This window comes from Stenotrophomonas capsici (assembly GCF_034961085.1).
Taxonomy (GTDB): domain Bacteria; phylum Pseudomonadota; class Gammaproteobacteria; order Xanthomonadales; family Xanthomonadaceae; genus Stenotrophomonas; species Stenotrophomonas capsici.
On the sequence record NZ_JAYFUH010000249.1, the window covers coordinates 448,936 to 470,459 of the forward strand.

At 67.2% G+C, this 21,524-nt stretch carries 23 protein-coding genes; 7 read left to right on the forward strand and 16 right to left on the reverse strand.

Annotated features, from left to right (window positions below):
* Positions 1 to 61 precede the first annotated feature (61 nt).
* From VA603_RS15150 to VA603_RS15160, 3 genes are all read right to left on the reverse strand, one after another.
* Positions 62 to 460 (reverse strand): nuclear transport factor 2 family protein, encoded by a 399-nt coding sequence (locus VA603_RS15150; RefSeq protein WP_323439342.1) that lies wholly within the window; start codon positions 458 to 460, stop codon positions 62 to 64.
* Positions 461 to 486: 26 nt separating this feature from the next.
* Complete coding sequence (locus VA603_RS15155) at positions 487 to 948, reverse strand: methyltransferase family protein (RefSeq protein ID WP_323439343.1); 462 nt, start codon at positions 946 to 948, stop codon at positions 487 to 489.
* A gap of 198 nt (positions 949 to 1,146) precedes the next feature.
* Complete coding sequence (locus tag VA603_RS15160) at positions 1,147 to 2,949, reverse strand: DUF885 domain-containing protein (RefSeq protein WP_323439344.1); 1,803 nt, start codon at positions 2,947 to 2,949, stop codon at positions 1,147 to 1,149.
* Positions 2,950 to 3,142: 193 nt separating this feature from the next.
* Here VA603_RS15160 and VA603_RS15165 point away from each other — a divergent pair, with 193 nt between their 5' ends.
* A complete protein-coding gene (locus tag VA603_RS15165) occupies positions 3,143 to 3,937 on the forward strand; it encodes a DUF4349 domain-containing protein (RefSeq protein ID WP_132865161.1) in 795 nt (264 codons plus the stop codon).
* A gap of 49 nt (positions 3,938 to 3,986) precedes the next feature.
* Here the strand turns inward: VA603_RS15165 and VA603_RS15170 are convergent, their stop codons facing one another.
* From VA603_RS15170 to VA603_RS15190, 5 genes are all read right to left on the reverse strand, one after another.
* Entirely contained in the window at positions 3,987 to 4,235 is a 249-nt protein-coding gene (locus VA603_RS15170) for a hypothetical protein (RefSeq protein ID WP_132865160.1), read from the reverse strand.
* 15 nt (positions 4,236 to 4,250) lie between these two features.
* Entirely contained in the window at positions 4,251 to 4,643 is a 393-nt protein-coding gene (locus VA603_RS15175) for an OsmC family protein (protein WP_132865159.1), read from the reverse strand.
* Between the two features lie 107 nt (positions 4,644 to 4,750).
* A complete protein-coding gene (locus tag VA603_RS15180; protein ID WP_323439345.1) occupies positions 4,751 to 6,145 on the reverse strand; it encodes a DUF2867 domain-containing protein in 1,395 nt (464 codons plus the stop codon).
* Between the two features lie 18 nt (positions 6,146 to 6,163).
* Positions 6,164 to 6,484: a metalloregulator ArsR/SmtB family transcription factor gene (locus VA603_RS15185; RefSeq protein WP_057635045.1), complete on the reverse strand. Its 321-nt coding sequence runs from the start codon at positions 6,482 to 6,484 to the stop codon at positions 6,164 to 6,166.
* Between the two features lie 194 nt (positions 6,485 to 6,678).
* The gene (locus VA603_RS15190; protein WP_425603721.1) at positions 6,679 to 7,593 is read right to left on the reverse strand and encodes a peptidylprolyl isomerase; all 915 of its coding nucleotides are present in this window, start codon (positions 7,591 to 7,593) and stop codon (positions 6,679 to 6,681) included.
* A gap of 153 nt (positions 7,594 to 7,746) precedes the next feature.
* Between VA603_RS15190 and VA603_RS15195 the strand changes: the two genes are divergently transcribed.
* Complete coding sequence (locus tag VA603_RS15195; protein WP_132865156.1) at positions 7,747 to 8,109, forward strand: PadR family transcriptional regulator; 363 nt, start codon at positions 7,747 to 7,749, stop codon at positions 8,107 to 8,109.
* A complete protein-coding gene (locus VA603_RS15200; protein ID WP_323439346.1) occupies positions 8,109 to 9,089 on the forward strand; it encodes a sensor domain-containing protein in 981 nt (326 codons plus the stop codon). The genes VA603_RS15195 and VA603_RS15200 overlap by 1 nt, the downstream gene beginning before the upstream one ends.
* Before the next feature lie 85 nt (positions 9,090 to 9,174).
* On the opposite strand, the gene VA603_RS15205 is transcribed toward VA603_RS15200, so the two are convergent.
* The gene (locus tag VA603_RS15205; protein ID WP_225591887.1) at positions 9,175 to 9,444 is read right to left on the reverse strand and encodes a DUF2798 domain-containing protein; all 270 of its coding nucleotides are present in this window, start codon (positions 9,442 to 9,444) and stop codon (positions 9,175 to 9,177) included.
* 319 nt (positions 9,445 to 9,763) lie between these two features.
* Between VA603_RS15205 and VA603_RS15210 the strand changes: the two genes are divergently transcribed.
* From VA603_RS15210 to VA603_RS15220, 3 genes are read left to right on the forward strand one after another with little or no spacing between them, the layout of a single operon-like run.
* Entirely contained in the window at positions 9,764 to 10,342 is a 579-nt protein-coding gene (locus VA603_RS15210; RefSeq protein WP_323439347.1) for a TetR/AcrR family transcriptional regulator, read from the forward strand.
* 54 nt (positions 10,343 to 10,396) lie between these two features.
* Entirely contained in the window at positions 10,397 to 10,753 is a 357-nt protein-coding gene (locus tag VA603_RS15215) for a DMT family transporter (RefSeq protein WP_323439348.1), read from the forward strand.
* A gap of 1 nt (position 10,754) precedes the next feature.
* On the forward strand, positions 10,755 to 11,069 hold the full coding sequence (locus VA603_RS15220) for a DMT family transporter (RefSeq protein WP_323439349.1): 315 nt from the start codon (positions 10,755 to 10,757) through the stop codon (positions 11,067 to 11,069).
* A 265-nt stretch (positions 11,070 to 11,334) separates the two neighbouring features.
* Here VA603_RS15220 and VA603_RS15225 read toward each other — a convergent pair whose 3' ends face one another.
* Both VA603_RS15225 and VA603_RS15230 read right to left on the reverse strand, forming a co-directional pair.
* Entirely contained in the window at positions 11,335 to 12,651 is a 1,317-nt protein-coding gene (locus tag VA603_RS15225; RefSeq protein ID WP_425603722.1) for a polyhydroxyalkanoate depolymerase, read from the reverse strand.
* Between the two features lie 83 nt (positions 12,652 to 12,734).
* Positions 12,735 to 13,331 (reverse strand): class I SAM-dependent DNA methyltransferase, encoded by a 597-nt coding sequence (locus VA603_RS15230; protein WP_192287959.1) that lies wholly within the window; start codon positions 13,329 to 13,331, stop codon positions 12,735 to 12,737.
* Positions 13,332 to 13,394: 63 nt separating this feature from the next.
* On the opposite strand from VA603_RS15230, the gene VA603_RS15235 reads away from it, so the two are divergent.
* On the forward strand, positions 13,395 to 13,850 hold the full coding sequence (locus VA603_RS15235) for a CopD family protein (RefSeq protein WP_323439350.1): 456 nt from the start codon (positions 13,395 to 13,397) through the stop codon (positions 13,848 to 13,850).
* A gap of 161 nt (positions 13,851 to 14,011) precedes the next feature.
* Here the strand turns inward: VA603_RS15235 and VA603_RS15240 are convergent, their stop codons facing one another.
* From VA603_RS15240 to lpxB, 5 genes are all read right to left on the reverse strand, one after another.
* The gene (locus VA603_RS15240) at positions 14,012 to 14,761 is read right to left on the reverse strand and encodes a tetratricopeptide repeat protein (protein ID WP_323439351.1); all 750 of its coding nucleotides are present in this window, start codon (positions 14,759 to 14,761) and stop codon (positions 14,012 to 14,014) included.
* Positions 14,762 to 14,787: 26 nt separating this feature from the next.
* A complete protein-coding gene (locus VA603_RS15245) occupies positions 14,788 to 15,747 on the reverse strand; it encodes an acetyl-CoA carboxylase carboxyltransferase subunit alpha (protein WP_132865147.1) in 960 nt (319 codons plus the stop codon).
* A 73-nt stretch (positions 15,748 to 15,820) separates the two neighbouring features.
* Entirely contained in the window at positions 15,821 to 19,414 is a 3,594-nt protein-coding gene (gene dnaE, locus VA603_RS15250) for a DNA polymerase III subunit alpha (RefSeq protein ID WP_323439352.1), read from the reverse strand.
* Between the two features lie 190 nt (positions 19,415 to 19,604).
* Positions 19,605 to 20,216 carry a ribonuclease HII gene (locus VA603_RS15255; protein WP_243694102.1) on the reverse strand — a complete coding sequence of 204 codons (612 nt, stop codon included), beginning with the start codon at positions 20,214 to 20,216 and terminating at the stop codon, positions 19,605 to 19,607.
* Positions 20,217 to 20,254: 38 nt separating this feature from the next.
* A complete protein-coding gene (gene lpxB / locus VA603_RS15260) occupies positions 20,255 to 21,523 on the reverse strand; it encodes a lipid-A-disaccharide synthase (RefSeq protein WP_425603739.1) in 1,269 nt (422 codons plus the stop codon).
* Between the last annotated feature and the right edge of the window lies 1 nt (position 21,524).

The following is a 21,524-nucleotide window of genomic DNA, read 5'->3' on the forward strand; positions in this document are numbered from 1 at the left end:
CTCATCCTGCGGTGGTGGATGAGGCCACCACGGCGATGCGGGTTGTGCGGTACTGCCGACGTCAGGTGGTTGCCGGCAGCGGGACGTAGACCTCGTGCCAGAGCACGACCTTGCCATCCGCGTCGAAGCGCATCAGCAGCATCGCGCGGAAGTGTTCGCGGCGGCCGTCGCCGTAGGCGATGTGCGCCCGCATCGACAGGGTGACGGCATCGCCATCGGCCAGCGCGTGGTCGACGTCGTAGTCGATGCCCGCCATGCCGGCCTTCATGTCGTTGAGGAAGGCCAGGTAGTCTGCACGGCTGGCGGCGTAGTGGCGCCCATTCGGCTCGACCACGAAGTGCTCGGCGAAGCATTCGCCAACCTGCGCTTCGCTCAGCACCGAGGTGGCATTCAGATGCCGGCGGTTCCAGTCGAGGACGGCGTTGGCCTGGCGCAGCAGTTGTTCACGGTCGAGGGGCATGCAGCATTCCTTCAGGGGTGAGGGCCTTACAGCCAGCGTCGCGTGCGGGCACGGAAGGCGTCGAAGGCAGGGCCGAAACGCTGTGCCAGATGACGTTCCTCCGGGAGGATCTGGAAGCGTGTGATGTAGGCGATGAAGACAGGGACCACCCCCAGCGCGACGGCATTGCGCAGCCACAGGCAGGCGGCCAGCAGGACCAGCGCCTGGCCCAGGTACATGGGGTTGCGGGTGAAGCGGTAGACGCCGTGCGTCACCAGTTGCGTCGTACGCTGCGGGCGTAGTGGGTTGACCGTGGTGCCGGCGCGCTGGAACAGCAGCTTGGGTACCAGGTTGAGCAGCACCCCGGCGCTCGCCGTCACGGTGACGATGGTGATCCGCACCGGCAGGGAAAAGGCGAAGCCCGGCAGTTGGTGGGCACACAGCCAGGCGAGCAGGCCGCACAGCAACAGCACGATCGGTGGCGGAAGGCGGGTGTCGAGCGTGGTCATGACGCAGCGATGCTACGCGCGTGATGCTCGTCCATCCAGTGCATCGGCAATGGCCGGTGATGGCTCAGAGGTTGTGCCAGATGCGCCACAGCACGCCGACAGGATCGACCCGCGTGAAGTCGCGGATGTCCCACGGCGGAAAAGCCAATGCCCGGGAGAACCCGGGCGTTGGCATGGGACGTACAGCCGGCCGCGTGCTTACTGGATCGGCTGGTCCAGCATCAGCTGGCGGGCGAAGCGCACCGGCGGTGCGCCGTAGGACAGGATCTGGTCGTGGTAGGCCTTCAGGTTGAAGTTGGCCCCCTGCTTGTCCTGCACCGCCTTGCGGGTGTCGAAGTGTTCCTGTGCACCGACGAAGTAGGTCGGCAGCTGTGCCGAGGTCAGCTGCGCGCGCACCCACTTGCCGGCCGCTTCGCTTTCCTGCTGGAAGGCGTCGTGGGTCATCAGGCGCATGGCCTGCTCGCGGCTCCAGTTGTCCACGTGCACGCCCTGGTCGAGGATGGCGTTGGAGATCGTGCGCAGGTAGAACTTCAGCTGCACCAGGTGGAACAGCGGGTCGTTATCCAGGTAGCCCTGCTCCTGCATCATGCGCTCGGTGTAGACCGCCCAGCCTTCGGCGAACAGGCCCGAACGCAGCACGGCGCGCAACGTGGACGGGAACTTGCCCGAGTGCCAGCCTTCCAGGTAATGGCCCGGCGTGCCTTCGTGGATCGACAGCAGGTGGATCATGCGGCTGTTGTACTCGCGCAGGAACGAGTCAACCTGCTTGTCGTTCCAGTCGTCCGGGATCGGCGAGACGGCGTAGAAGGTCTTCAGGTTCTTGTCCAGCGGGCCGGGCGAGTCGCAGTAGGCCACGGCCACGCCGCGCTGGAACTCCGGCATCAGGATGATGTCCACCGGTGCATCGGGCAGGGTCATCAGGTCATGCGTGCGCACGAACTCGGTGGACTGGGCCAGGGAGGCCTTGGCGTCGTCGACCACCTTGTCGCGCGCCGGCTTGTCGGCATAGGCCAGTTCCAGCGCAGCCTCGATGGCCTTCTGTTGCTGGTCGTCGGTCGGGTTGGCCGGCATTTCCGGTGCGCCCGGCTTGTCCTTCAGCACCTGTTGGGCGATGCCGTACATGTCCGCGCGCACGCGGGTCAGCTCGGCGCGGGCACGCTCGCCGATCTCGGCGCGCGAGAGCGAGGAGTTGAGCGAGAACTTCAGCTTCTGGTCGTACTTCTCCGCACCGATGCGGAAATCGCCCTTGGCGTTCGGCACCAGGGTCTTGTCCAGCCATTCCTGCTGCTCGGCCACGGCCTTGTTGAGGGCGTCGATGGCAGCGGTCAGGCGTTGCTGGTCGGCGGCCTCGAGCTGGCCGATGTTGGGCGTGATGAAGGTCTCGACCAGGCTGAGGATGCCCTTGTTCTGCTTGGCAACGGTCTCGGCGTGGATCTTCGGCACGCGGGCCGGGTCCAGGTTGGCACGGGCGGCGGCGAAGATCTGCGGGATCTTCTCGATGCGCGCGGTGGCCGACTTCAGGCGCTCGGGCAGCGGCGCGAACTCGCGGGCCATCAGGCCATAGATGGCACTGCCGGCCAGGCCGTTGTAGACCTGCGGATCCCACTGCCAGGACTGCAGGGTTTCGTTGTTCCAGATATCGGACTGCAACTGGTTGCGCAGGATCGCGGCGTCGACCTGGTTCTCGCGGCCGAGCTTGCTGACGTCGACCTTGTCCAGGTCGGCGAGCAGGGCCTTGCTGGCTTCCAGGCTCTTCTTCTGGCCGTCGGCGCTGAGGTCGTCGAGCTCGCCGTCGTAGCGGTGGTCGCCGATCTGGGTGGCGCTGACCGGGGACAGCTGCATCCAGGTATCCAGCGCCTTCTTCGACAGTTCGGCGAACTGGGCGTCGGCCTGGCTCTGGCCGGCCTGCTCGGTGCTGGCGGTCGGAGCGGTGGGGGCTTGGCCATCCTGGCAACCGGCCAGGCCGGCGAGCAGGGCGGCGGCGAGCAGGTGCTTGCGCATCGTTGATCCTGGAGCGTTGGGAAACCCCGAGCATAGGCCGGGTGCGGGGCGGGGCGCACCTGCCGTTGGTTGGGCGGGCCGTGCCGGATCGGGCAGAGGCAGGCGCCACCGCGCCTGCACATTTCCTTAGCGTTCGTATTCAGGCAGGTGGTTATGCTTGCGCGGCACGATCAATTCACGGGAACAAGGACGCATGAAGTATCTGCAGGGAACGGGCTGGGCGGTCGGGTTGGGCGCATTGCTGGCATTGGCCGGCTGCGGCAAGCATGAAATGGCCAGTGCCGGCGCGGTGGCGGCCGAGGCGGTGCAATCGCCGGAAGGGGCCTTCCTGGCCTATGAACACACCGTGCAGCTGCAACTGCCGGGCAAGGAGATCGCGCCGCGGGTGAAGGCGGTGGCCGAGGCCTGCCAGAGCGCGACGTTCGGCGACTGCGCCGTGTTGAATGTCTCGCAGCAGGCCGGCGACGCGCCGCGCGGAACGATCAAGGTGCGCATCGCCCCCAAGGGCGTGGAGCCACTGATCGCCCTGGCCGCCGACAAGGGCGAGGTCACCAACCGCAACACCGAGGCCGAGGACCTGGCCCAGCAGGTGGCCGATACCCGGTTGATGCAGGATCGCCTGAAGAATGAGCATGCGCGCCTGGTCGAGTACCAGCAGCGCAGTGACCTGGCGGTGGCCGACCTGTTGACCCTCTCGCAGCGGCTGTCCGAGATCGAGGCCGGGTTGCAGCAGGCCGACCGCGACGCCGCGCAACAGCACCGACGCATCGACACCCAGTTGGTCACCCTGGATTTCGAGTCGACCAACAGCCAACGCAATCGCAGCGAGATCGGCCGTGCATTCGGCGATTCCGGCGAGATCTTCACCACCAGCCTGGCCTACATGATCCGCGTGGCGGCGGGCCTGTTGCCGATGCTGATCGTCGGCGGCTTCCTGTTGTGGTGCCTGCGCATGTGGCTGCGCCGGCGCCGCGCGAAGAAGGGCTGAACGACAACGGCGCCGAAAGGCGCCGTTGTCGTTCAGCCGTAGGAGGCGGTCAGCCGTGCAGGTGCAGTTCCGGTACCTGCTTCTCGTGCACCGCGAACAGCTCCTGGAACTCTTCCTCGTTCAGCTCGTCGGGCAGGTAGACCGCCACCTGGCTGACCGTGCCGTGTTCGTCCACCCGCTCACGCGGGCCTGCACGCAGCGAGATCTCGCGGTCCTTCCAGGTGGTCACCATCGGGGCGTCTTCCCATTGGGTGACTTCGGCGTTGTCGTTGTCCCAGAGCACGACGATCGTATACATGCGTGTAGTTCCTCTTCAGCTGCGGCGTTCGCTGGTGATGGTGGCGCCTTCGCGCATCACCAGGGTCACCGGCGTGCGCTGGACCACGTCCAGCAGGCGTTCCCATTGCGCATCGCTCAGCGGGCCGGTGGCCGACAGCACGCGATGCACCTGCAGCTTACCGGCTTCGTCGCGGCTGGAGGTCAGCTCGGCGCTGAACTTGCCCAGGTCCCAGCCTTTCTTCTGTGCATACATGCGCAAGGTAATCGCCGTGCATGAGGCCAACGAGGCCAGGTACAGGTCGAACGGCGCCATGCCGGCCCCCTGTCCGCCCAGGCTTGGCGGTTCATCGGCGATCAACTGGTGCTTGCCGTTGCTGATGGCATGCGCGTAATCGGTATCGGTGGATTCGATGGTGACGTGCGCCATGGCAGCCGCTCCGGTAGTAGGGATGGGCTTACGTTAGCTGCTGGAGGTACCGGCCGGTAGGTCGGGCCGGTGGCCAGATCGTTCCATCGCCTGAACGATGCGGCGGCTCAGGCTGCGCCGGCCGGCGCCATCTCCCGTTCTTCCGCGCGTACCAGCGCAGCCACCGCCGATTGCAGCATCCGCGGCGCGATGTAGTGCCGATGCACCGGGTCCACCACCCCCATGTAGGCGCGGCCGAACAGGTTGCGGCAGCGCACCCGCGTGGACAGCGTGAACAGCATGTCATCGCCGTCGCGCTGCACCGAGACACCGCTGCGGAACCCAAGGTGGCGATCGTCGGCCCCCAGCAGCACCTGCGCGTGCTCGGCGTCGACCTGGGCGTCCAGCACCGGGAAGCGTTGCGCGAAGCGCTGTGCCGCCGAATCGTTGAGCAGCGACGACACCGGGCAGCCCAGCGTGGACGTGCGCAACCCCAGCGGCTTGACCAGCAGGTTGCGGAACCGCATCAGGCCGCTGACCGGCGCGGCCGGCTGTTCGATGAAGGCCTCCAGCAGGCGTACCAGCAGGTGTTCCGGCGACTGCCGCCCGAGCCAGCGGGTGTCGATGCGGATCTGCACGCTGTCCTGGTGGTGATGACCGTGCAATTGCGCGGCGAGCAGGGAGCGTGCGGGCAGGGCAGGCAGTGTGCACGTGCGCAGCGCGGGCAGGTCCTGGCCGACAACCCCGTGCAGCCGGCACAGGCGGGCGAGCGTCTGGCGCGCCCTGCCGACATGCCGACGCAGGTGCGCACACAGGCCGATGCACCAGGACGTGTCCATCGCGTGGATGAAGCCCAGCGTGGTGGTCGGGACCGGCGCCTTGGCCGGGTCGAGCTGCGACAGCGCCTGCAGCAGCGCCGGCGGCAGCAGTTCGGTCAGGCTGGCCAGATCCGCTTCGCCGCGATCGACCTGTGCGCGGGTGGCCGGGTCCAGCTCACCGGCGGTTTCGTCAGGGTGGCACGACACCGCGAACAAGGCCGGGTGCTGCCCGTTGCCGTGCAGGGGCTGGAACTGGTGCCAGGTGCGTGCCGCCATGCGTACGGTGAACAGGCAGTCGGCAGGGATCTCGACGTGGCGCAGGCCTTCCAGCGCACCGGCCTCGGCCGATGACGTGGCCGGGATGAATCGCAGCCGTGCGCCGCCGCTGCCGCTGACCGCGGTGAACAGGCGCGGGCCGGCGTGCCGATGGAACGGATGGCCGGCGCTGCCGACCGAAAAGGTGTACAGCGAGGCGGGATCGTGTGCCGCGAAGTCAGGTGCGGACAGGCGTACCGATGGCTCATCGAGCGCATCGTTGAACTGCGGGTGATGCTGCTGGCGCTGGCCGGCACGCAGGGCCAGCGCATCGCCGGCACCAGGATCAAGCTGGCTGAGCAGGGTGACTTCCACCGCCCGCCTTCCATCGGCGGCGGCAATCGAGACACGGGGAAAACTGCGGTCGCGGGTCGTGCGGGTGCGTTCCATGGCGTGCCTCGATGGCGATCAGGTAGCGGGTTTGGCCTTGGCCTTGCGGCGCGATTCGCGTTGCAGCGGGCCGGCCGTGGGGCAGACCTCGAAGGCGAACCTGCTGAGGGTGTTGACCATGTTGTCCGGGGTCAGCCGGTAATAGACGAACTGGCCGCGGCGCTCGCTGGTGACCAACCCGGCGGCAGCCAGCACCGACAGGTGGCGGGAGATGGCCGGTGCGCTCATGTCGAAGCGCTGGCCGATCTCGCCGGCGGTGAGTTCCTGTGCGGACAGGTAGGCCAGGATCTCGCGGCGTGGACGCGAGGCCAAGGCTTCAAAGATCTGGTCGGCAGCCATGGGTAATCACTTAACTAATTCGTTAATTAATTAATTGCACGGGCGCGCCGTGCTGTCAAGCGTGGATGCAGGGCGGCGGGGGCGCCTTGTGCCCGGTCCTCTCCTTTGCGGAGCAAATGGCAGGACCGGGCAGGGGGGGGGGGGCTGGCCCGCGTGATCCACTTCGGGCAGGCCTTGCCGCCCGGGTCGACCGCTTACTTCACCGCCGCACCCACGCGTACCGGCAGCGGGATGTTGCACAGGTCGATGTGCCCGGCGGCACGCTTGTAGAAGCCGTCCACGCGGTTGCGGCGCGCTTCCACCGCATCGGCGAAGGTTTTGGAATCGGTGCGCAGCACCTGCAGTGGCACGCGCTGGTCGGCCGGAAGCTCGCTGGCCAACTGGATCGAGATGATCGGCGTGCGCTCGGCGGCATTCTCGTAGAAGCCCATCGGATCCGGGCCGCGGGTGATGGTGCTCAACAACTCCATGCCCTTGAGCACGCGCCCGACCACGGTGATGTTGCGGTCCAGCTGGCGCGGCGATTGCCCGGTGACCACGTACAGCTCCGCGCCAACGCTGCTGTCGTCGTCATTGTTGCGGCCGGCACCCAGCGCACCATAGCAATGGGCCAGCCATGCCTTCTCGCCATCGCTGCCGACGGCGAAGTCACCGACGAAGCCGGTCTTCGCTGCCCAGCCGTCGCGGTCGGGCAGGGCGGTGAACGCCAGCCCCTGCGCCGGGCGCTGGAACTCGGCCGGCAGGTGCGGCTTGGCGCTGCCCATCGACTTGGCCTTGGCGGTGTCGTCGGCATCGGCATCGCCGAACTGGACCACGAAGTTGTCCTGCGAGCGGTAGATGCTGAGCCCGTCCCAGAAATGCTCGCGTGCCAGGGTGCGGATGTTGCCGGCATGTTCCGGGGCGAACGCCGGCGCCAGTTCGATGATGACCCGGCCACCGGCCAGGTTCATGTACAGCAGGTTCTCCGCGGCCGGGGTGTGCCAGTCGCTGGCAGGCGAGGCGTCGATGATCTCCTGCGCGCTGCGGTACTTGGCGGGGGCATCGGCGGCCAGCAGCGGCAGCGGGGACAACATCAGGGCCAGGGCCAACAGCGAGGGACGAAGCGTCATCGGGCGCATTCCGGATTGAGTGTGGGCCGATTCTGCGCGATTGCCCGCGCCGCCGGCCAGCAGCATGACGCAAGGTGGGATGACTACCGGCACATTCGCTATACCGAACTCAACACTAGTATTCGCTTCAGGCTAGTTGGAAGGAGTGGGGCGATGAGTGACCTGGATGCCCAGCTACGCAAGTTCCAGAAGGAACTGAGCTCCGGCACGGTCTCGCTGGCGCTGCTGGCGGTGTTGGCCAAGGCTTCGGAGCCGCTGTACGGCTACCTGATCGCCAAGGAGCTGGAGCGCGTCGGGGAGGGCGTGCTCAGTGGCAAGCAGAGCGCCCTGTACCCGGTGCTGCGCAACCTGGAAGGTGCCGGGCTGTTGGAAAGCCATGTCGAACCCTCGGTGTCCGGGCCGCCGCGACGTTACTACCGTATCAACGATGACGGCCGCGCCGCGCTGCGGCAGTGGATCGCCGCCTGGGATGCCACTCGCAACTCTTTGCAGTACGTACTGGAGGGAATCCACTGATGAACGCTGACAACCACGCAAGGCCGCTTCCCACCACCATCCCCGAGTACCTGGAGCAACTGCGCGCGGCGCTGGCCGGTGCCGATCCGGCGATGATCCAGGACGCGCTGTACGACGCGGAGGAGTACCTGCGCTCGGAACTGGCCGAGCAGGCCGGCAAGACCGAGGCGGAGGTCATCGCCGGTGTCGCCGGCAGCTACGGCGCGCCGGAGGAAGTGGCCGAGATCTACCGCGAGACCGAAGTGACGGTGAACCGCGCGCTGCGTGCGCCGGGCATGCGGATCACGCCGGCGGCGGTGGCCGCCGCAGCGGCCGCCCCGGCTGGGCCGGCGTCGCCACCGTCGGCCGCCGCACCGCAGCGGTCGCTGGTGGCGCGCTTCTTTGGCGTCGTGCTCGACCCGCATACCTACGGCGCGCTGTTCTACATGCTGCTGTCGCTGGCCACCGGCACGTTCTTCTTCACCTGGGTGGTGACCGGCCTGTCGCTGTCGGTATCGCTGCTGATCCTGATCATCGGCATCCCGATCCTGCTGCTGTTCCTGGGGTCGGTGCGGGTGCTGTCGCTGGTGGAGGGCCGCATCATCGAGACCATGCTCGGGGTGCGCATGCCGCGCCGTCCGGCCTACACGGACAAGAGCCAGGGCTGGCTGGCGCGCATCGGGGCGATGTTCGCCGACGGGCGCACCTGGCTGACGATGTTGTACTTCCTGCTGATGCTGCCCTTGGGCGTGGCCTACTTCACCATTGCAACGACCTTGTTGTCGCTGTCGCTGGCACTGATGTTCGCGCCGCTGGGGGAACTGTTGTTCGACCATCCGGCCGGCATATGGATCGACGGCGTGAACGTGGCCACCGCCTTCTGGGTGTGGCCGGTATCGGTGGCGGTGGGTGCATTGCTGCTGTTCGGCACGCTGCACCTGGCACGGGGCATCGGCAAGCTGCATGGCGCGATGGCCAAGCATCTGCTGGTGCGCCTGTAAGCCACATGCCAGCAGGAACAAACGAACGGGGTGCCCTTGGCGCCCCGTTCGTTTGTGGCATGACGGTGGAGCCCTGCGCGGATGCTCAGGGCGAGCGCACCAATGCGGCGGTCGCCCGGCGCACCACCGGCAGGAGCAACAACAGCACGGGGAAGGCGATCAGCCAGGAAACGCCCCAGGCGCCCAGCCACTTGGACGTGAGCTGCGGCGACAGGCCGATGCTTTTCAGGGTGCTGATCAACGACACGATGCTGGTCATCAGCAGGGACAGCAGCAACGGCATGACCAGGGCGCCGTAACGCACGGGAAGCTTGGGAATGCCGAGGAAAATGGTGGGTTTGTGTGAAGCGTTCAAGAGCGATCTCCAGGATCCGGTCAAGCAAAGGCGCCTATTGCCCGCGAGCGGGCAAACAGCCCCGGCAGGGCCGGAGTTGATGGGCGCGTTGGTTGACGTGAACGCTTACGGTCGTCACGAGAACCGGGACGACGGCGCGCATGTTAGGGGCCGCGCCGGCCGCTGGCAAGCGATCCTGTCGGGTGGGGCCGGGTGTTCCTTCCGGAACGCGGGCAAGGGGTCTTTCTAAATCGTGGTTCAGCCCCGGCGCGGGTCCGGGTTGACCTTGCGGAGCGGATCCCTAAAATGACTGACAGTCAGTCAGTCAGTTGGGTTTGCCATGGACAAGCGCGCCGCCATCATCGACGCCGCCATCGCCGTGTTCGCCGAAAAGGGCGTCGAAAAGGCAACGGTATCGGACATCGTCAAGCGCGCCGGCATCGCTCAGGGCACGTACTACCTGTACTTCCCGTCGCGGTTGGCGGTGATGGGCGGCATCGCCGAGCGCGTGCTGACCCAGCTGCTGGCGCGATTGCATGCGCAGCTCGATGGCCTGCCGGCCGGCGCGCAGTTGGACCGGTTGGCGGCGGTGATCTTCACCGAGGTCGGCGCGCAGCACCAGGAGGTGGCACTGCTGTACAGCGGCATGACCCAGACCGACCAGATGCGGCGTTGGGAGCAGATCTACGCGCCGCTGTACGCGTGGCTGCAGCAGCTGCTGGAGCAGGCACGCGCGGACGGTGCGATCGCCGCCGGCGTGCAGCCGCGGCATGCCGCGCGGGTGCTGGTCGGTGCCATCGAGGCCGCCGCCGAGCAGGTGCATCTGTATGCCGATACGTCGGCCGACGAGGCGCGGGCGCATCTGGCCGAACTGGAGCGTTTCATCGGCGCCGGACTGGGGCGCGCGCCGGCGGTCTGATCACGGCGGTACCGATGCGCACCGCACACAACAACGAGAAGCAAGGAGAACGACATGGCCGGGAAAGGCTGGCTGTTTGTTGCCCTGACCTGCGTGTTCGAGCTGGTCTGGGTGTATGGGTTCAACGTGGCCTCGGCCTGGTGGCACTGGATACCGATCATCGCGGTCATCCTGGTCGACTTCCAATGGCTGGCCCGCGCCTGCGAAACCTTGCCGACCGGCACCGTGTACGCGGTGTTCGCGGCAGTGGGTACGGTGGGCGCCGCATTGATGGACATTTTCCTGTTCGGTGGCAGCTTCAGCGTCGCCAAGGGTGCCTTCATGGCGCTGCTGGTGGCGGGCGTGATCGCGCTCAAGCTGGCCGATGGCAAGGAAGCAGACACGGCCGGTGTGACCGGCAAGGAAGGTTGAGATGGGTTGGTTCCTGGTGGTGATCGCCGCACTAATGGAAACGCTGGGCGTGGTTGGCCTGAAGCGCTACAGCCAGCGCAGGAATGCGCTCAATGCGCTGCTGTTCTTCGGCGGCTTCGGTGCCTCGTTCGTGCTGCTGTACCAGTCGTTCCGCTACCTGCAGCTGAGCGTGGCCTATGCGGTATGGATCGGCCTGGGCACCGCGGCGGCGGTGCTGGTGAACATGGCGTTCTTCGGAGAATCGCGCAGCACCGCGCGCGTGCTGAGCCTGGGCGTGATCGTGGCCGGCGTGGTCGGGTTGAAGGCAGTGTCGTAAACGCAGAAGGCCCCGGTGATTGCCGGGGCCTTTGTATTGAATGAGGCAGGCGCTGATTGCATCCCTTCTCCCGCGAGCGGGAGAAGGTGCCCCGCTAGGGGCGGATGAGGGGATTCTGAGCACTTGAGCATTTGAGGCTTCTGCCTTGGCCCTGACAGCGGGTTTTGGGCAGTACGCTGCCAAGCGCATTGCCATCGTTTCGATCTCCACTCACCCCAACCCCTCTCCCGCAGGCGGGAGAGGGGCTACAAAGGTCCAAATGTACTCAGCGCTGCGCGCGACGGCGCAGCGGCGTGACGTTGCTCGCCGCTGCCTTGCGGCTCTTCTTCGCCGCGGCCGGCTGCGATTGCGCGCTGAAGAAGTCGCGCATCTTCGGGTAGACCACTTCGCGCCAGCGGCGACCACTGAAGATGCCGTAATGGCCGGCACCCTCGACGATGAAGTGGTTGCGGCGCGACGCCGGGATGCCGGTGCACAGTGCCTGCGCCGCTTCGGTCTGGCCCAGGCCGGCGATGTCGTCCAGCTCGCCCTCGATGCTCAGCAGCGCGGTGTCGCGGATCGCCGACGGGTCCACGCGCTCACCGCGTACGTACCATTCACCGCGCGGCAGCAGGAACTCCTGGAACACCACGCGGATGGTGTCCAGGTAGAACTGTGCCGGCATGTCCAGCACCGCGTTGTACTCGTCGTAGAAATGACGGTGCGCGTTGGCGTCGTCCAGGTCGCCCTTGACCAGGTCGGTGTAGAAATCCCAGTGCGACATCAGGTGCCGGCTGGGGTTCATGGCGACGAAGCCGGCGTGCTGCAGGAAGCCCGGGTAGACCCGGCGGCCCTGGCCCGGGTACGGGGCAGGCACGGTGTGGATGACGTTGTTCTCGAACCACGACAACGGGTTGCGCGTGGCCAGGTTGTTGACCGCGGTGGGGCTGTGGCGGGCATCGATCGGGCCGCCCATCATCACCAGCGAACGCGGCGTGGCCTCGCCACGGCTGGCCATCAGCGAAACCGCCGCCAGCACCGGCACGGTCGGCTGGCACACGCTGACCACGTGCACGTTGTCGGCGCCGACGTGGCGGATGAATTCCTGCACGTACTCGATGTAGTCGTCCAGGCCGAACTCGCCCTGTTCGACCGGCACCATGCGCGCATCCACCCAGTCGGTGACGTAGACGCGGTGGTCGCGCAGCAGCGTGCGCACGGTGTCGCGCAGCAGGGTGGCGTGGTGGCCTGACAAGGGCGCCACCACCAGCACGATCGGCTGGGCCAGCAGGGCTTCGACCTTGGACGTCTCGTTGCTGTGGCGCTTGAAGCGCAGCAGCTTGCAGAACGGCTTCTCGACCTCGGTGAGCTGGGCGATCGGCACGATCTCGCCGTCCAGCTCCAGCTCGTGGATGCCCCATTCCGGCTTTTCGTAATCCTTGCCGAGGCGATGGAACAGCTCGTTCATCGCGGCCAGGCGGTCGGCGCCGGGCATGGACGACCACCAGTGCCCGCCGTTGTTGAAGAACGCCGCGTTGGCCTGGGCCTGATGGACCCACGGGGCAAGCAGGTTGCGGGTCAATTCATGCAGTTGATAAAGCATGACGTCCAAATATGTATGGTCATATGGTGCTGCGCAGCATACTCCAGTCTGGCAGCGATGGCGTTAAGGCCGGCCGGACTGGCTCAGCGGGGGCTTTCGAGCGCGGCGACGTCGTCGCTGAATGCGGGGCCGAGCCAACAGTGCGAGCCCACCGCGCGGAAGCCGGCCTCCTGCAGCTGCCGCCGGTACCAGCGCGCCGGGCGCTTCTGGAAACCGTCATGGTCGCCGTGGAAGTCGTCCTCGGCGGTGAAGGTTTCCAGGAAGGCGACCCCGCCGCACAGCTCGGCCAGGCCTTCCAGCCCGGCCTTGAGCTCGCGGCTGGGCACGTAGTGCATCACGTCCGAGCAGACCAGCAGGTCCACCGGCGCGCACGGGCGCAGCCACTGGAAGTCGCCGAAACGCGCCAGGTGCAGGTCGCGGGTGCGGCCGAACCGGCGCACCGCGTACTCGCTGCCGTCAAAGCCCATGTACTGCAGCTTCGGGCGCAGCTTGAGCAGGGGCGCGCGCCAGGCGCCTTCACCGGCGCCGATGTCCAGCACGCTGCGGATCGGCCGCTCCAGGTAGTACTCGGCGCTGGCCACCGCCAGTTGCACCTTGCGCGCCAGGCGCGCGGCGCCACCGATATCGCCACGGCGGTACCAACGCTGGAAGTAGGCGGCGTCGTACTGTTTTTCCTGCATGTGCGTGTCTTGTGCGGATGGGCGAAAATGGCGCACATCCTACGCCGCGGCTGGAGCCAGTGCATGCAGTCCTATTTTTGGGTCAAGACCTTCCACCTTGTTTTCGTGGTGGCGTGGATGGCGGCGGTGTTCTACCTGCCGCGGATCCTGGTCAACCTGACCGAGACCGCCGGGCAGGCGCCCGTGCAGCAGCGCCTGCAGTTGATGGGCATGCGCCTGTATCGCTTCGGCCACATGATGTTCGGCATCGCTTTCCTGTTGGGGCTGGTGTTGTGGCTGGGCTACAAGGTGCTGCCGGACTTCCCGACCATGGTGGCGCCGGGCGGCGCCGGTTGGCTGCATGCCAAGCTGGGGCTGGTGGTGCTGCTTCTGGTCTATTACATCTTCACCGGGCGTTGGTTGAAGGGCGTGGCCAAGGGCAGGGGGCTGCCGTCCTCGCGCGCGCTGCGCTGGTTCAACGAACTGCCGCTGGTGCTGTTCATCGCCATCGTGTACTTCGTGATCGCCAAGCCGTTCTGATACGCGGCGGGTATCAGGCAGAAAGGCCGGCAATGCCGGCCTTTTTTGTACCCGCGATGCCATTGCGGCGTCCGCGCGCATGAAAACCGCCCGCCAATGGGTTGCCATGGCGGGCATTCCGGTGAGGGGAGGGGTTCCCTGCTTCGCGGCCGAGGCCGCTGCTACGCGGTGAGCTGGCGCAGTTCCTTGCGGGCCAGGTCGGTCCATTCGCGCTGGGCGCGCTGGTAGTACTTCGGTGAGAGCTCGGCACGATCCAGCAGCTTGCGCAACTGTGCGGTCGCCTCGTCGGGGCGGCCGGCGCGCTTGAGCAGCAGGGCATAGCGCAGGCGTGCTTCCTCGCCGGCAAAGCCGTCGACCATGGCCTCGTACTCGTGCAGGGCGGCATCGACATCGCCGCTGTCCTCCACGGCGCGGGCATACAACAGATGACCATCCTGCGAGCGGAAGGAGGGATTGGCGGCGATCAGCGCGTCCAGTGTCTGCCGGGCCTGTGCTGCCTGGCCGAGCCCGTACTGGGCCTTGGCCAGGCCCAGCATCAGGTCCGGGTCGGTGCGGTGGATGCCGCGCAGGGCACCTTCAAAGAGCGGGACGGCGTCAGCGTATCGGCCTTGCGCCAGATGCTGCTCGGCCAATTGCCGGCGGTTCTCGGCGGTGTCGGACACGCGCAGGCGCTGGTCGGCCTCGCGCGTGCGGCGCGATGGATCGAGCTGGTCACGCACCTGGCGCAGTCCGCGCCGCGCGTTGGGGTTGTTGCGCAACCCCGGCAGGATCTCGGCGATGAAATAGATCAGCACCGCCAGGTACGAGAACATCAGGATGATGACGATCCAGTACAGCGGCCGCCCGTTGCGCACGACGTGCACGCAGCAGGCAACCTGCAATACCAGCGAAAGCAGAATGATCGGGCTCATCCCTGTATCCCCGTGTCGGCGTTGGCTCAGGCGGCCTCGTAGGCACCGTAGCTGCGCAGGCGCTTGTAGCGCTGCTCCAGCAATGCTTCCACGCTCAGCTTGTCCAGCGCGTCCAGTTCATTGAGCAGCACGGCCTTCAGGCGGGTGCCCATCTGCTTCGGGTTGCGGTGGGCACCGCCGATCGGCTCGCGGATCACCTTGTCGACCAGGCCCAGGCTCTTCAGGCGCGGGGCGGTCATGCCCAGCTGCTCTGCGGCGTCCTTGGCCTTGCTGGCGTCCTTCCACAGGATCGAGGCACAGCCTTCCGGGCTGATGGTGGAGTACACGCTGTACTCCAGCATCAGGGTGCGGTCGCCCACGCCCAGTGCCAGCGCGCCGCCGGAGCCGCCTTCACCGATCACGGTGCAGATCACCGGCACCTTCAGCTCGGCCATTTCCATCAGGTTGCGGGCGATGGCCTCGGACTGGCCGCGCTCTTCGGCGTCGATGCCCGGCCATGCGCCGGCGGTGTCGATCAGGGTCAGCACCGGCAGCTTGAAGCGCTCGGCCATCTTCATCAGGCGCAGCGCCTTGCGGTAGCCCTCCGGCTTGGGCATGCCGAAGTTGCGCTTGACCTTTTCCTTGGTGTCGCGGCCCTTCTGGTGGCCGATCAGCATCACCGCGCGGCCGCCGATGCGGGCCAGGCCGCCGACGATTGCCTTGTCATCGGCGAAGGCGCGGTCGCCGGCCAGTTCCTGGAACTCGTCGCAGAAGATGCGGATGTAGTCCAGCGGGTACGGGCGCGACGGGTGGCGGGCCACCTGCAACACCTGCCAGGGGGTCAGGTTGCGGAAGATCTGTGCGGTACGCAGGCGCAGCTTGTCTTCCAGCGCCTTCACCTCTGCATCGACATTGACCGCCGGCCCGGCGCTGGCGCTGCGCAGGTCCTTGATCTTGGTTTCCAGATCAGCGATGGGTTGCTCGAAGTCGAGGTAGTTCGGATTCATCGGAAACCGTCATGAATTAAAGGGGGGAAGTGTAGCCGAACGCGTCGAATGAACCCGTACGCGTCCGTCCGGTTCAGTTCGCCCAGGGCGGGCTGTACTTGACCTTGACCCGACGCACGGCCGGGTCCTCGCGCAGGGTGTCCAGCAACTGGGGGCTGACCCGCACCGCCCCCTGGCCGCCCAGGTCGAGCATGCCGGCCACGCTGCCGTTGGGTTTGCCGTTGAGCAGCAGGTCCAGGCGCAGCGGGGTGCGGCCGGGCCGGCTGCCGGCCAGCAGGGCATCGATGCGCTGCCAGATCGGGCCGCCGCGGCCATCCACGCGCAGGAACATGCCGGTGGCATGGTCGGCGCTGAGCTGTTCATAGTCCCAGCACTGGCGGATGCGCAGGGCATAGCCGCCGTTGAATTCGTCCTCGCGCAGGCCGCCCTTGACCACCAGGATGCGGTCCTTGGTCATCAGGTGCCCGAATTCGGCCAGGCCGTCGGAGAAGGCGCTGCACTCGACCCGGCCCTTGCCGTCCTCCAGCGTCACGAACACCTGGCTGTCGCCCTTGCGGCGCACGCCGATGACCATGCCGGCCAGGATCACCTGCGCCTCCTGCCGCCAGGCGCGCTTTTCGCCGTCCTTGGACGGCAGCGCCGGGGTGACCATCTTGTCCAGGCCGCCCAAGTCGGTGCCAACCAGTTCCTTGACGTCCTCGGCGTAGGGGTCGAACGGGTGGCCACTGAGGTAGAAGCCCAGCGTCTCGCGCTCGCCGCCGAGCAACTGCGCCAGCGGCCATTCCTTGCTTTCGGGCAGGTCCAGCTGGTTGGCGGTGCTGACCGGGTCCGGCGCGCCGAACAGCGAGTTCTGCCCGGAGGCCTTCTCGCGCGCCATCTGGTCGGTGGCCTTGAGCACTTCCGGCAACTGCAGCATCAGCGTGGCGCGGTTCTTGCCCAGCCCGTCAAGCGCGCCGCAGTTGATCATCGCTTCCAGCGTGCGGCGGTTGAGCTTGCCGGACTCCACGCGGGTGCAGAAGTCCAGCAGCGAAACGTACTCGCCGCTGCGCAGGCGCTCGTCCACCACGGCCTCGCAGGCCCCCTGGCCGACGCCCTTGATCGCACCCAGCCCGTAGCGGATGGTATCGGCGTTGGCGGCCTCGAACATGTAGGCCGAGTCGTTCACGCGCGGCGGCAGCACGGTCAGGTTGAGGTTGCGCACCTCGGCCAGGAAGCCGACCACCTTGTCGGTGTTGTCCATGTCCGAGGACAAGGTCGCGGCCATGAATTCGGCCGGGTAGTGACGCTTGAGCCACGCGGTCTGGTAACTGACCAAGGCGTAGGCCGCGGCGTGCGACTTGTTGAAACCGTAGCCGGCGAACTTCTCCATCAGGTCGAAGATTTCATCGGCCTTGGGGCCGTCCACGCCGCCCTTGGCCGCACCCTCGCGGAAGATCTCGCGGTGCTTGGCCATTTCCGCCGGTACCTTCTTGCCCATCGCGCGGCGCAGCAGGTCGGCGCCGCCCAGCGAGTAGCCGCCGACGATCTGCGCCATCTGCATCACCTGCTCCTGGTACACCATGATGCCGTAGGTGTCCTTGAGGATGGCTTCGGTGCGCGGGTCGGGATAGATGATTTCTTCCTGGCCATGCTTGCGCGCGTTGAACGAGGGAATCAGGTCCATCGGGCCGGGGCGGTACAGCGACACCAGCGCGATCAGGTCTTCGAAGCGGTCCGGGCGCGCGTCCTTCAGCAGGCGGCGCATGCCCGAGGATTCGAACTGGAACACCGCGCCGGTGTTGCCGTTGGCGAAGATGTCCTTGTAGGTCGGGGCGTCGTCGAGCGGGATCTGGGTGATGTCCACCGGCGGGATGCCGGCGCGCTCGTGGCGCTTGTTGATCGCCTTCACCGCCCAATCGATGATGGTAAGCGTGCGCAGGCCGAGGAAGTCGAACTTCACCAGGCCCACTTCTTCCACGTCGTTCTTGTCGAACTGGGTGACCGGGTTCTTGCCGATGCCGCCTTCGTCGTGTTCGGCGTACAGCGGGCAGAACTCGCTCAGCGGCTCGGGGCCGATCACCACGCCGCCGGCATGCTTGCCGGCGTTGCGGGTGAGGTCTTCCAGCTGCAGCGCCAGGTCGATCAGGTCGCGGACGTCGTCCTCGGTCTCGTAGCGCTGGATCAGCTCGGCCGAGGCCATTTCCGAATCCACGCCTTCCTTGCCCTTGCCCAGCGCATCCTTCAGGTGGATGCCCAGGATGTTGGGGATCAGCTTGGACACGCCGTCGACCAGGCCGTACGGGAAGCCCAGCACGCGGCCGGTATCGCGCACCACTGCCTTGGCCGCCATGGTGCCGTAGGTGATGATCTGGCTGACGCGCTCGCGGCCGTACTTGCGCGCGACGTAGTCGATCACCTCGTCGCGGCGGTCCATGCAGAAGTCGATGTCGAAGTCGGGCATCGACACGCGTTCGGGGTTGAGGAAGCGCTCGAACAGCAGGTTGTACGGCAGCGGGTCCAGGTCGGTGATCTTCAGCGCCCAAGCCACCAGCGAGCCGGCGCCCGAGCCACGGCCCGGGCCGATCGGGATGCCCTGGTTCTTGCCCCACTGGATGAAGTCGGCAACGATCAGGAAGTAGCCCGGGAACCCCATCTTGATGATGGTGTTGAGCTCGAACTCGAGCCGCTCGAAGTAGTCCTCACGGCTCATGCCCGGCGCCAGCGGGTTCTTCTCCAGGCGTTCGGTCAGGCCGTCGCGGGACATCTTCTGGATCCAGGTGTCCAGGGTCTCGTCGTCGGGCACCGGGTAGTTGGGCAGGAAGTAGGTGCCCAGCCGCATCTCCACGTTGCAGCGCTGCGCCAGCGCCAGCGTGTTGTCGATCGCGTCGGGGATGTCGGCGAACAGCTCGCACATCTGCTCGGGCGTCTTCAGGTACTGCTCGCGGCTGTACTCGCGCGGACGCTTGGGGTCATCGAGCACGCGCCCGGTGGAGATGCACACGCGCGCTTCGTGCGCGTCGAAATCCTCCGGTGCCAGGAAGCGCACGTCATTGGTGGCGACCACCGGCAGGCCACGCTGGCCGGCGGCCATCAACGCGAACTGGTTGAAGGCTTCCTCGCCCTCGCGCTGGGTACGGGTCAGCTCCAGGTGCAGGCCGTCGCCGAACACGCGCTGCCAGTCGGCCAGCTGCTGCTCGGCCAGGTCGTGGCGGCCTTCGGCGGCCAGGCGGCCGGCCAGGCTGTGGCGGCCGGCCAATGCGAACAGGTGCTGGCCGCCGTCCTTGAGCCATTGCGGGTGCACCGCCACGCCGCCTTCGTTGCGGTGGCCTTCCATCCAGGCGCGGGTGAGCAACCGCGACAGGCTCAGGTAGCCCTCGCGGTCACGGCACAGCAGCGTCATCCGCCACGGGTCCTGGTTCTCCTCGGCGATCAGCAGGTCGGCACCGGCGATCGGCTTGATGCCCACGCCTTCGGCGGCCTTGTAGAACTTCACCAGCGCGAACATGTTGTTCAGGTCGGTGACGGCCAGCGCGGGGGCCTGCATCTCCACCGAACGGCTGAGGATGTTGGCCTGCTTGGCCTTCTTCGGGTCCGCCTGGTCCGGCTTGGCCGGCACGCGGATGGTGGAGTCCACCATCGAGAACTCGGTGTGGACGTGGAGATGGACGAATCGGGAAGAAGTAGACATGCCGGGCCAGAAGTGTGCCGAAGCAGGGTAGCGACGGGGGAACGGGGGAACAAGGGCTCAGGGGTGAACAGGGGGCGGGGCGGCTGCCGGCACGGTTTCGCTCCCCCTTGCAGGAACGAAGGCCAGGAGCAGGAGCGCGGTCAGGTTGCGCCGTTGTCCTGCCGTTGCCGCCTTGCGTAGCCCTCCGGCGCTAGCCGAGGGCGTCCCGGACCGGCGCGAACGACCTTCGGTGTTCGGCGCAGGGCCCGTGGGCTTTCAACGCGGCCAGGTGGAACGGCGTGCCGTAGCCCTTGTGCTGGTCGAAGCCGTATTCAGGGTGTCGCTGGTGCAGCTCCAGCATGTAACGGTCGCGGCTGACCTTGGCCAGGATCGAGGCGGCCATGATCGCGCGATCGATGGCATCACCGCCGACCAGCGCTTCGGCCGGGCAGGGCAGCCCCTTGGGGATCTTGTTGCCGTCGATGCGGGCGAACTGGGCCACGTGGCCGACGCCTTCCACCGCGCGGCGCATGCCCTGCATGGTGGCCTGGAAGATGTTCAGGCTGTCGATCTCGGCCACGTCGACGAAGATGATCGAATAGGCCAGGGCGCGTTCGACGATGCGGTCGTACAGCAGTTCGCGCTTGCCGGCGGTCAGGGCCTTGGAATCATCCAGTCCGTTGATGCGCGGGCGTGCCGGGTCGAACACCACCGCGGCGACGGCCACCGGGCCGGCCAGCGGGCCGCGGCCGGCTTCGTCCACGCCTGCGACCAGGCGCGGGGCCTGGCGTTGCGCCAGCGCGGCATCGTCGAACAAGGACAGCGAAAGGTCCGCTGTCCTGGCAGGAACACGGCGGGCGTTCACGGCTGGGCTTGCCGGGCCGGTGCATCCAGCAGGCCGGCCACCGCATCGGCGGCGCGGGCGGAAGCGTCCTGGCGCAGTTGCTGGTGCAGGCGCAGGTAGTCGTCCTGCAGTCCGGCCACGCGGGCCGGGTCGTCGAACCAGTCACGCACGGCGCCGGCCAGGTTGTCGGGCGTGCAGTCGTGCTGGATCAGCTCCGGTGCAAGGTCCTTGCCGGCCAGCACGTTGGGCAGTGCATAGCGGTTGACCTTGATCAGCCCCAGGCTGCTGACGATGCGGTAGGTCAGCTCGGACACCCGGTAGCCGACCACCATCGGTCGCTTGACCAGCATGGTTTCCAGCGTCGCGGTGCCGGAGGCCAGCATCACCACGTCGGCGGCGGTCATGGCCTCGCGGGCGCGGCCATCGAGCAGGTGCACGCGCGCGCTGGGCAGCGCCGCGGCGCGGATCTGCTCGACCAGCATCGCCTTGCATTTGGCATTGGCGGCCGGCACCACCAGGTGCAGGTCATGCCGGTCCTCGCACAGCTGCCAGGCGGCGGCGAAGAACGGCGGGCCGAGGCGGCTGACCTCGCCCAGCCGGCTGCCGGGCAGCACCGCGAGCACCGGTGCCTGCGCGGGAATGTCCAGTGACTGGCGTGCCTGCAGGCGGTCGCTCTGCAGCGGGATGTCATCGGCCATGGGATGGCCGACGAAGCGCGCGTCGATGCCGTGCCGGGCATAGATCGGCGGCTCCATCGGGAACAGGCACAGCACCAGGTCGGCGCTGGCGCCGATCTTCTCGGCGCGCTTCTCGCGCCATGCCCAGACCGACGGGCTGACGTAGTGAACGGTGCGGATGCCGCGTTGCTTGAGCCACTTCTCCACGGCCAGGTTGAAGTCCGGCGCATCGATGCCGATGAACACGTCCGGCTGCCATTCCAGCACGCGCTGGCGGAACGCCTTGCGCAGCTTCAGCAGGCGGGGCAGATGGCGCAGGATCTCGGCCAGGCCCATCAACGCCAGTTCACTGGCATCGAACCAGGTTTCGCAGCCGGCGTTGCGCATGGCATCGCCGCCGATGCCGGCGAATTCGGCGTCCGGATAGCGCGCGCGCAGCGCCTTGATCAGGCCGGCGCCGAGTCCGTCGCCGGACGCTTCGCCCGCGACCAGCGCGATCCGGACCTTGCGGCGGGAAACAGGGAGCAGGGAGGCGGGAAGGGCCGTTGGCTGCACCGTGGTCGGCGCACTTGCTGCCGCCAGCTCCCCGTTCCCCGGGCGGTTCCCCATG

Excerpts from the sequence above, each read along its gene's own strand:
- VA603_RS15150 (WP_323439342.1), bottom strand. The coding sequence starts at position 460 with ATGCCCCTCGACCGTGAACAACTGCTGCGCCAGGCCAACGCCGTCCTC.
- VA603_RS15155 (WP_323439343.1), bottom strand. The coding sequence starts at position 948 with ATGACCACGCTCGACACCCGCCTTCCGCCACCGATCGTGCTGTTGCTG.
- VA603_RS15160 (WP_323439344.1), bottom strand. The coding sequence starts at position 2,949 with ATGCGCAAGCACCTGCTCGCCGCCGCCCTGCTCGCCGGCCTGGCCGGT.
- VA603_RS15165 (WP_132865161.1), top strand. The coding sequence starts at position 3,143 with ATGAAGTATCTGCAGGGAACGGGCTGGGCGGTCGGGTTGGGCGCATTG.
- VA603_RS15170 (WP_132865160.1), bottom strand. The coding sequence starts at position 4,235 with ATGTATACGATCGTCGTGCTCTGGGACAACGACAACGCCGAAGTCACC.
- VA603_RS15175 (WP_132865159.1), bottom strand. The coding sequence starts at position 4,643 with ATGGCGCACGTCACCATCGAATCCACCGATACCGATTACGCGCATGCC.
- VA603_RS15180 (WP_323439345.1), bottom strand. The coding sequence starts at position 6,145 with ATGGAACGCACCCGCACGACCCGCGACCGCAGTTTTCCCCGTGTCTCG.
- VA603_RS15185 (WP_057635045.1), bottom strand. The coding sequence starts at position 6,484 with ATGGCTGCCGACCAGATCTTTGAAGCCTTGGCCTCGCGTCCACGCCGC.
- VA603_RS15190 (WP_425603721.1), bottom strand. The coding sequence starts at position 7,593 with ATGACGCTTCGTCCCTCGCTGTTGGCCCTGGCCCTGATGTTGTCCCCG.
- VA603_RS15195 (WP_132865156.1), top strand. The coding sequence starts at position 7,747 with ATGAGTGACCTGGATGCCCAGCTACGCAAGTTCCAGAAGGAACTGAGC.
- VA603_RS15200 (WP_323439346.1), top strand. The coding sequence starts at position 8,109 with ATGAACGCTGACAACCACGCAAGGCCGCTTCCCACCACCATCCCCGAG.
- VA603_RS15210 (WP_323439347.1), top strand. The coding sequence starts at position 9,764 with ATGGACAAGCGCGCCGCCATCATCGACGCCGCCATCGCCGTGTTCGCC.
- VA603_RS15215 (WP_323439348.1), top strand. The coding sequence starts at position 10,397 with ATGGCCGGGAAAGGCTGGCTGTTTGTTGCCCTGACCTGCGTGTTCGAG.
- VA603_RS15220 (WP_323439349.1), top strand. The coding sequence starts at position 10,755 with ATGGGTTGGTTCCTGGTGGTGATCGCCGCACTAATGGAAACGCTGGGC.
- VA603_RS15225 (WP_425603722.1), bottom strand. The coding sequence starts at position 12,651 with ATGCTTTATCAACTGCATGAATTGACCCGCAACCTGCTTGCCCCGTGG.
- VA603_RS15230 (WP_192287959.1), bottom strand. The coding sequence starts at position 13,331 with ATGCAGGAAAAACAGTACGACGCCGCCTACTTCCAGCGTTGGTACCGC.
- VA603_RS15235 (WP_323439350.1), top strand. The coding sequence starts at position 13,395 with ATGCAGTCCTATTTTTGGGTCAAGACCTTCCACCTTGTTTTCGTGGTG.
- VA603_RS15240 (WP_323439351.1), bottom strand. The coding sequence starts at position 14,761 with ATGAGCCCGATCATTCTGCTTTCGCTGGTATTGCAGGTTGCCTGCTGC.
- VA603_RS15245 (WP_132865147.1), bottom strand. The coding sequence starts at position 15,747 with ATGAATCCGAACTACCTCGACTTCGAGCAACCCATCGCTGATCTGGAA.
- dnaE (WP_323439352.1), bottom strand. The coding sequence starts at position 19,414 with ATGTCTACTTCTTCCCGATTCGTCCATCTCCACGTCCACACCGAGTTC.
- lpxB (WP_425603739.1), bottom strand. The coding sequence starts at position 21,523 with ATGGGGAACCGCCCGGGGAACGGGGAGCTGGCGGCAGCAAGTGCGCCG.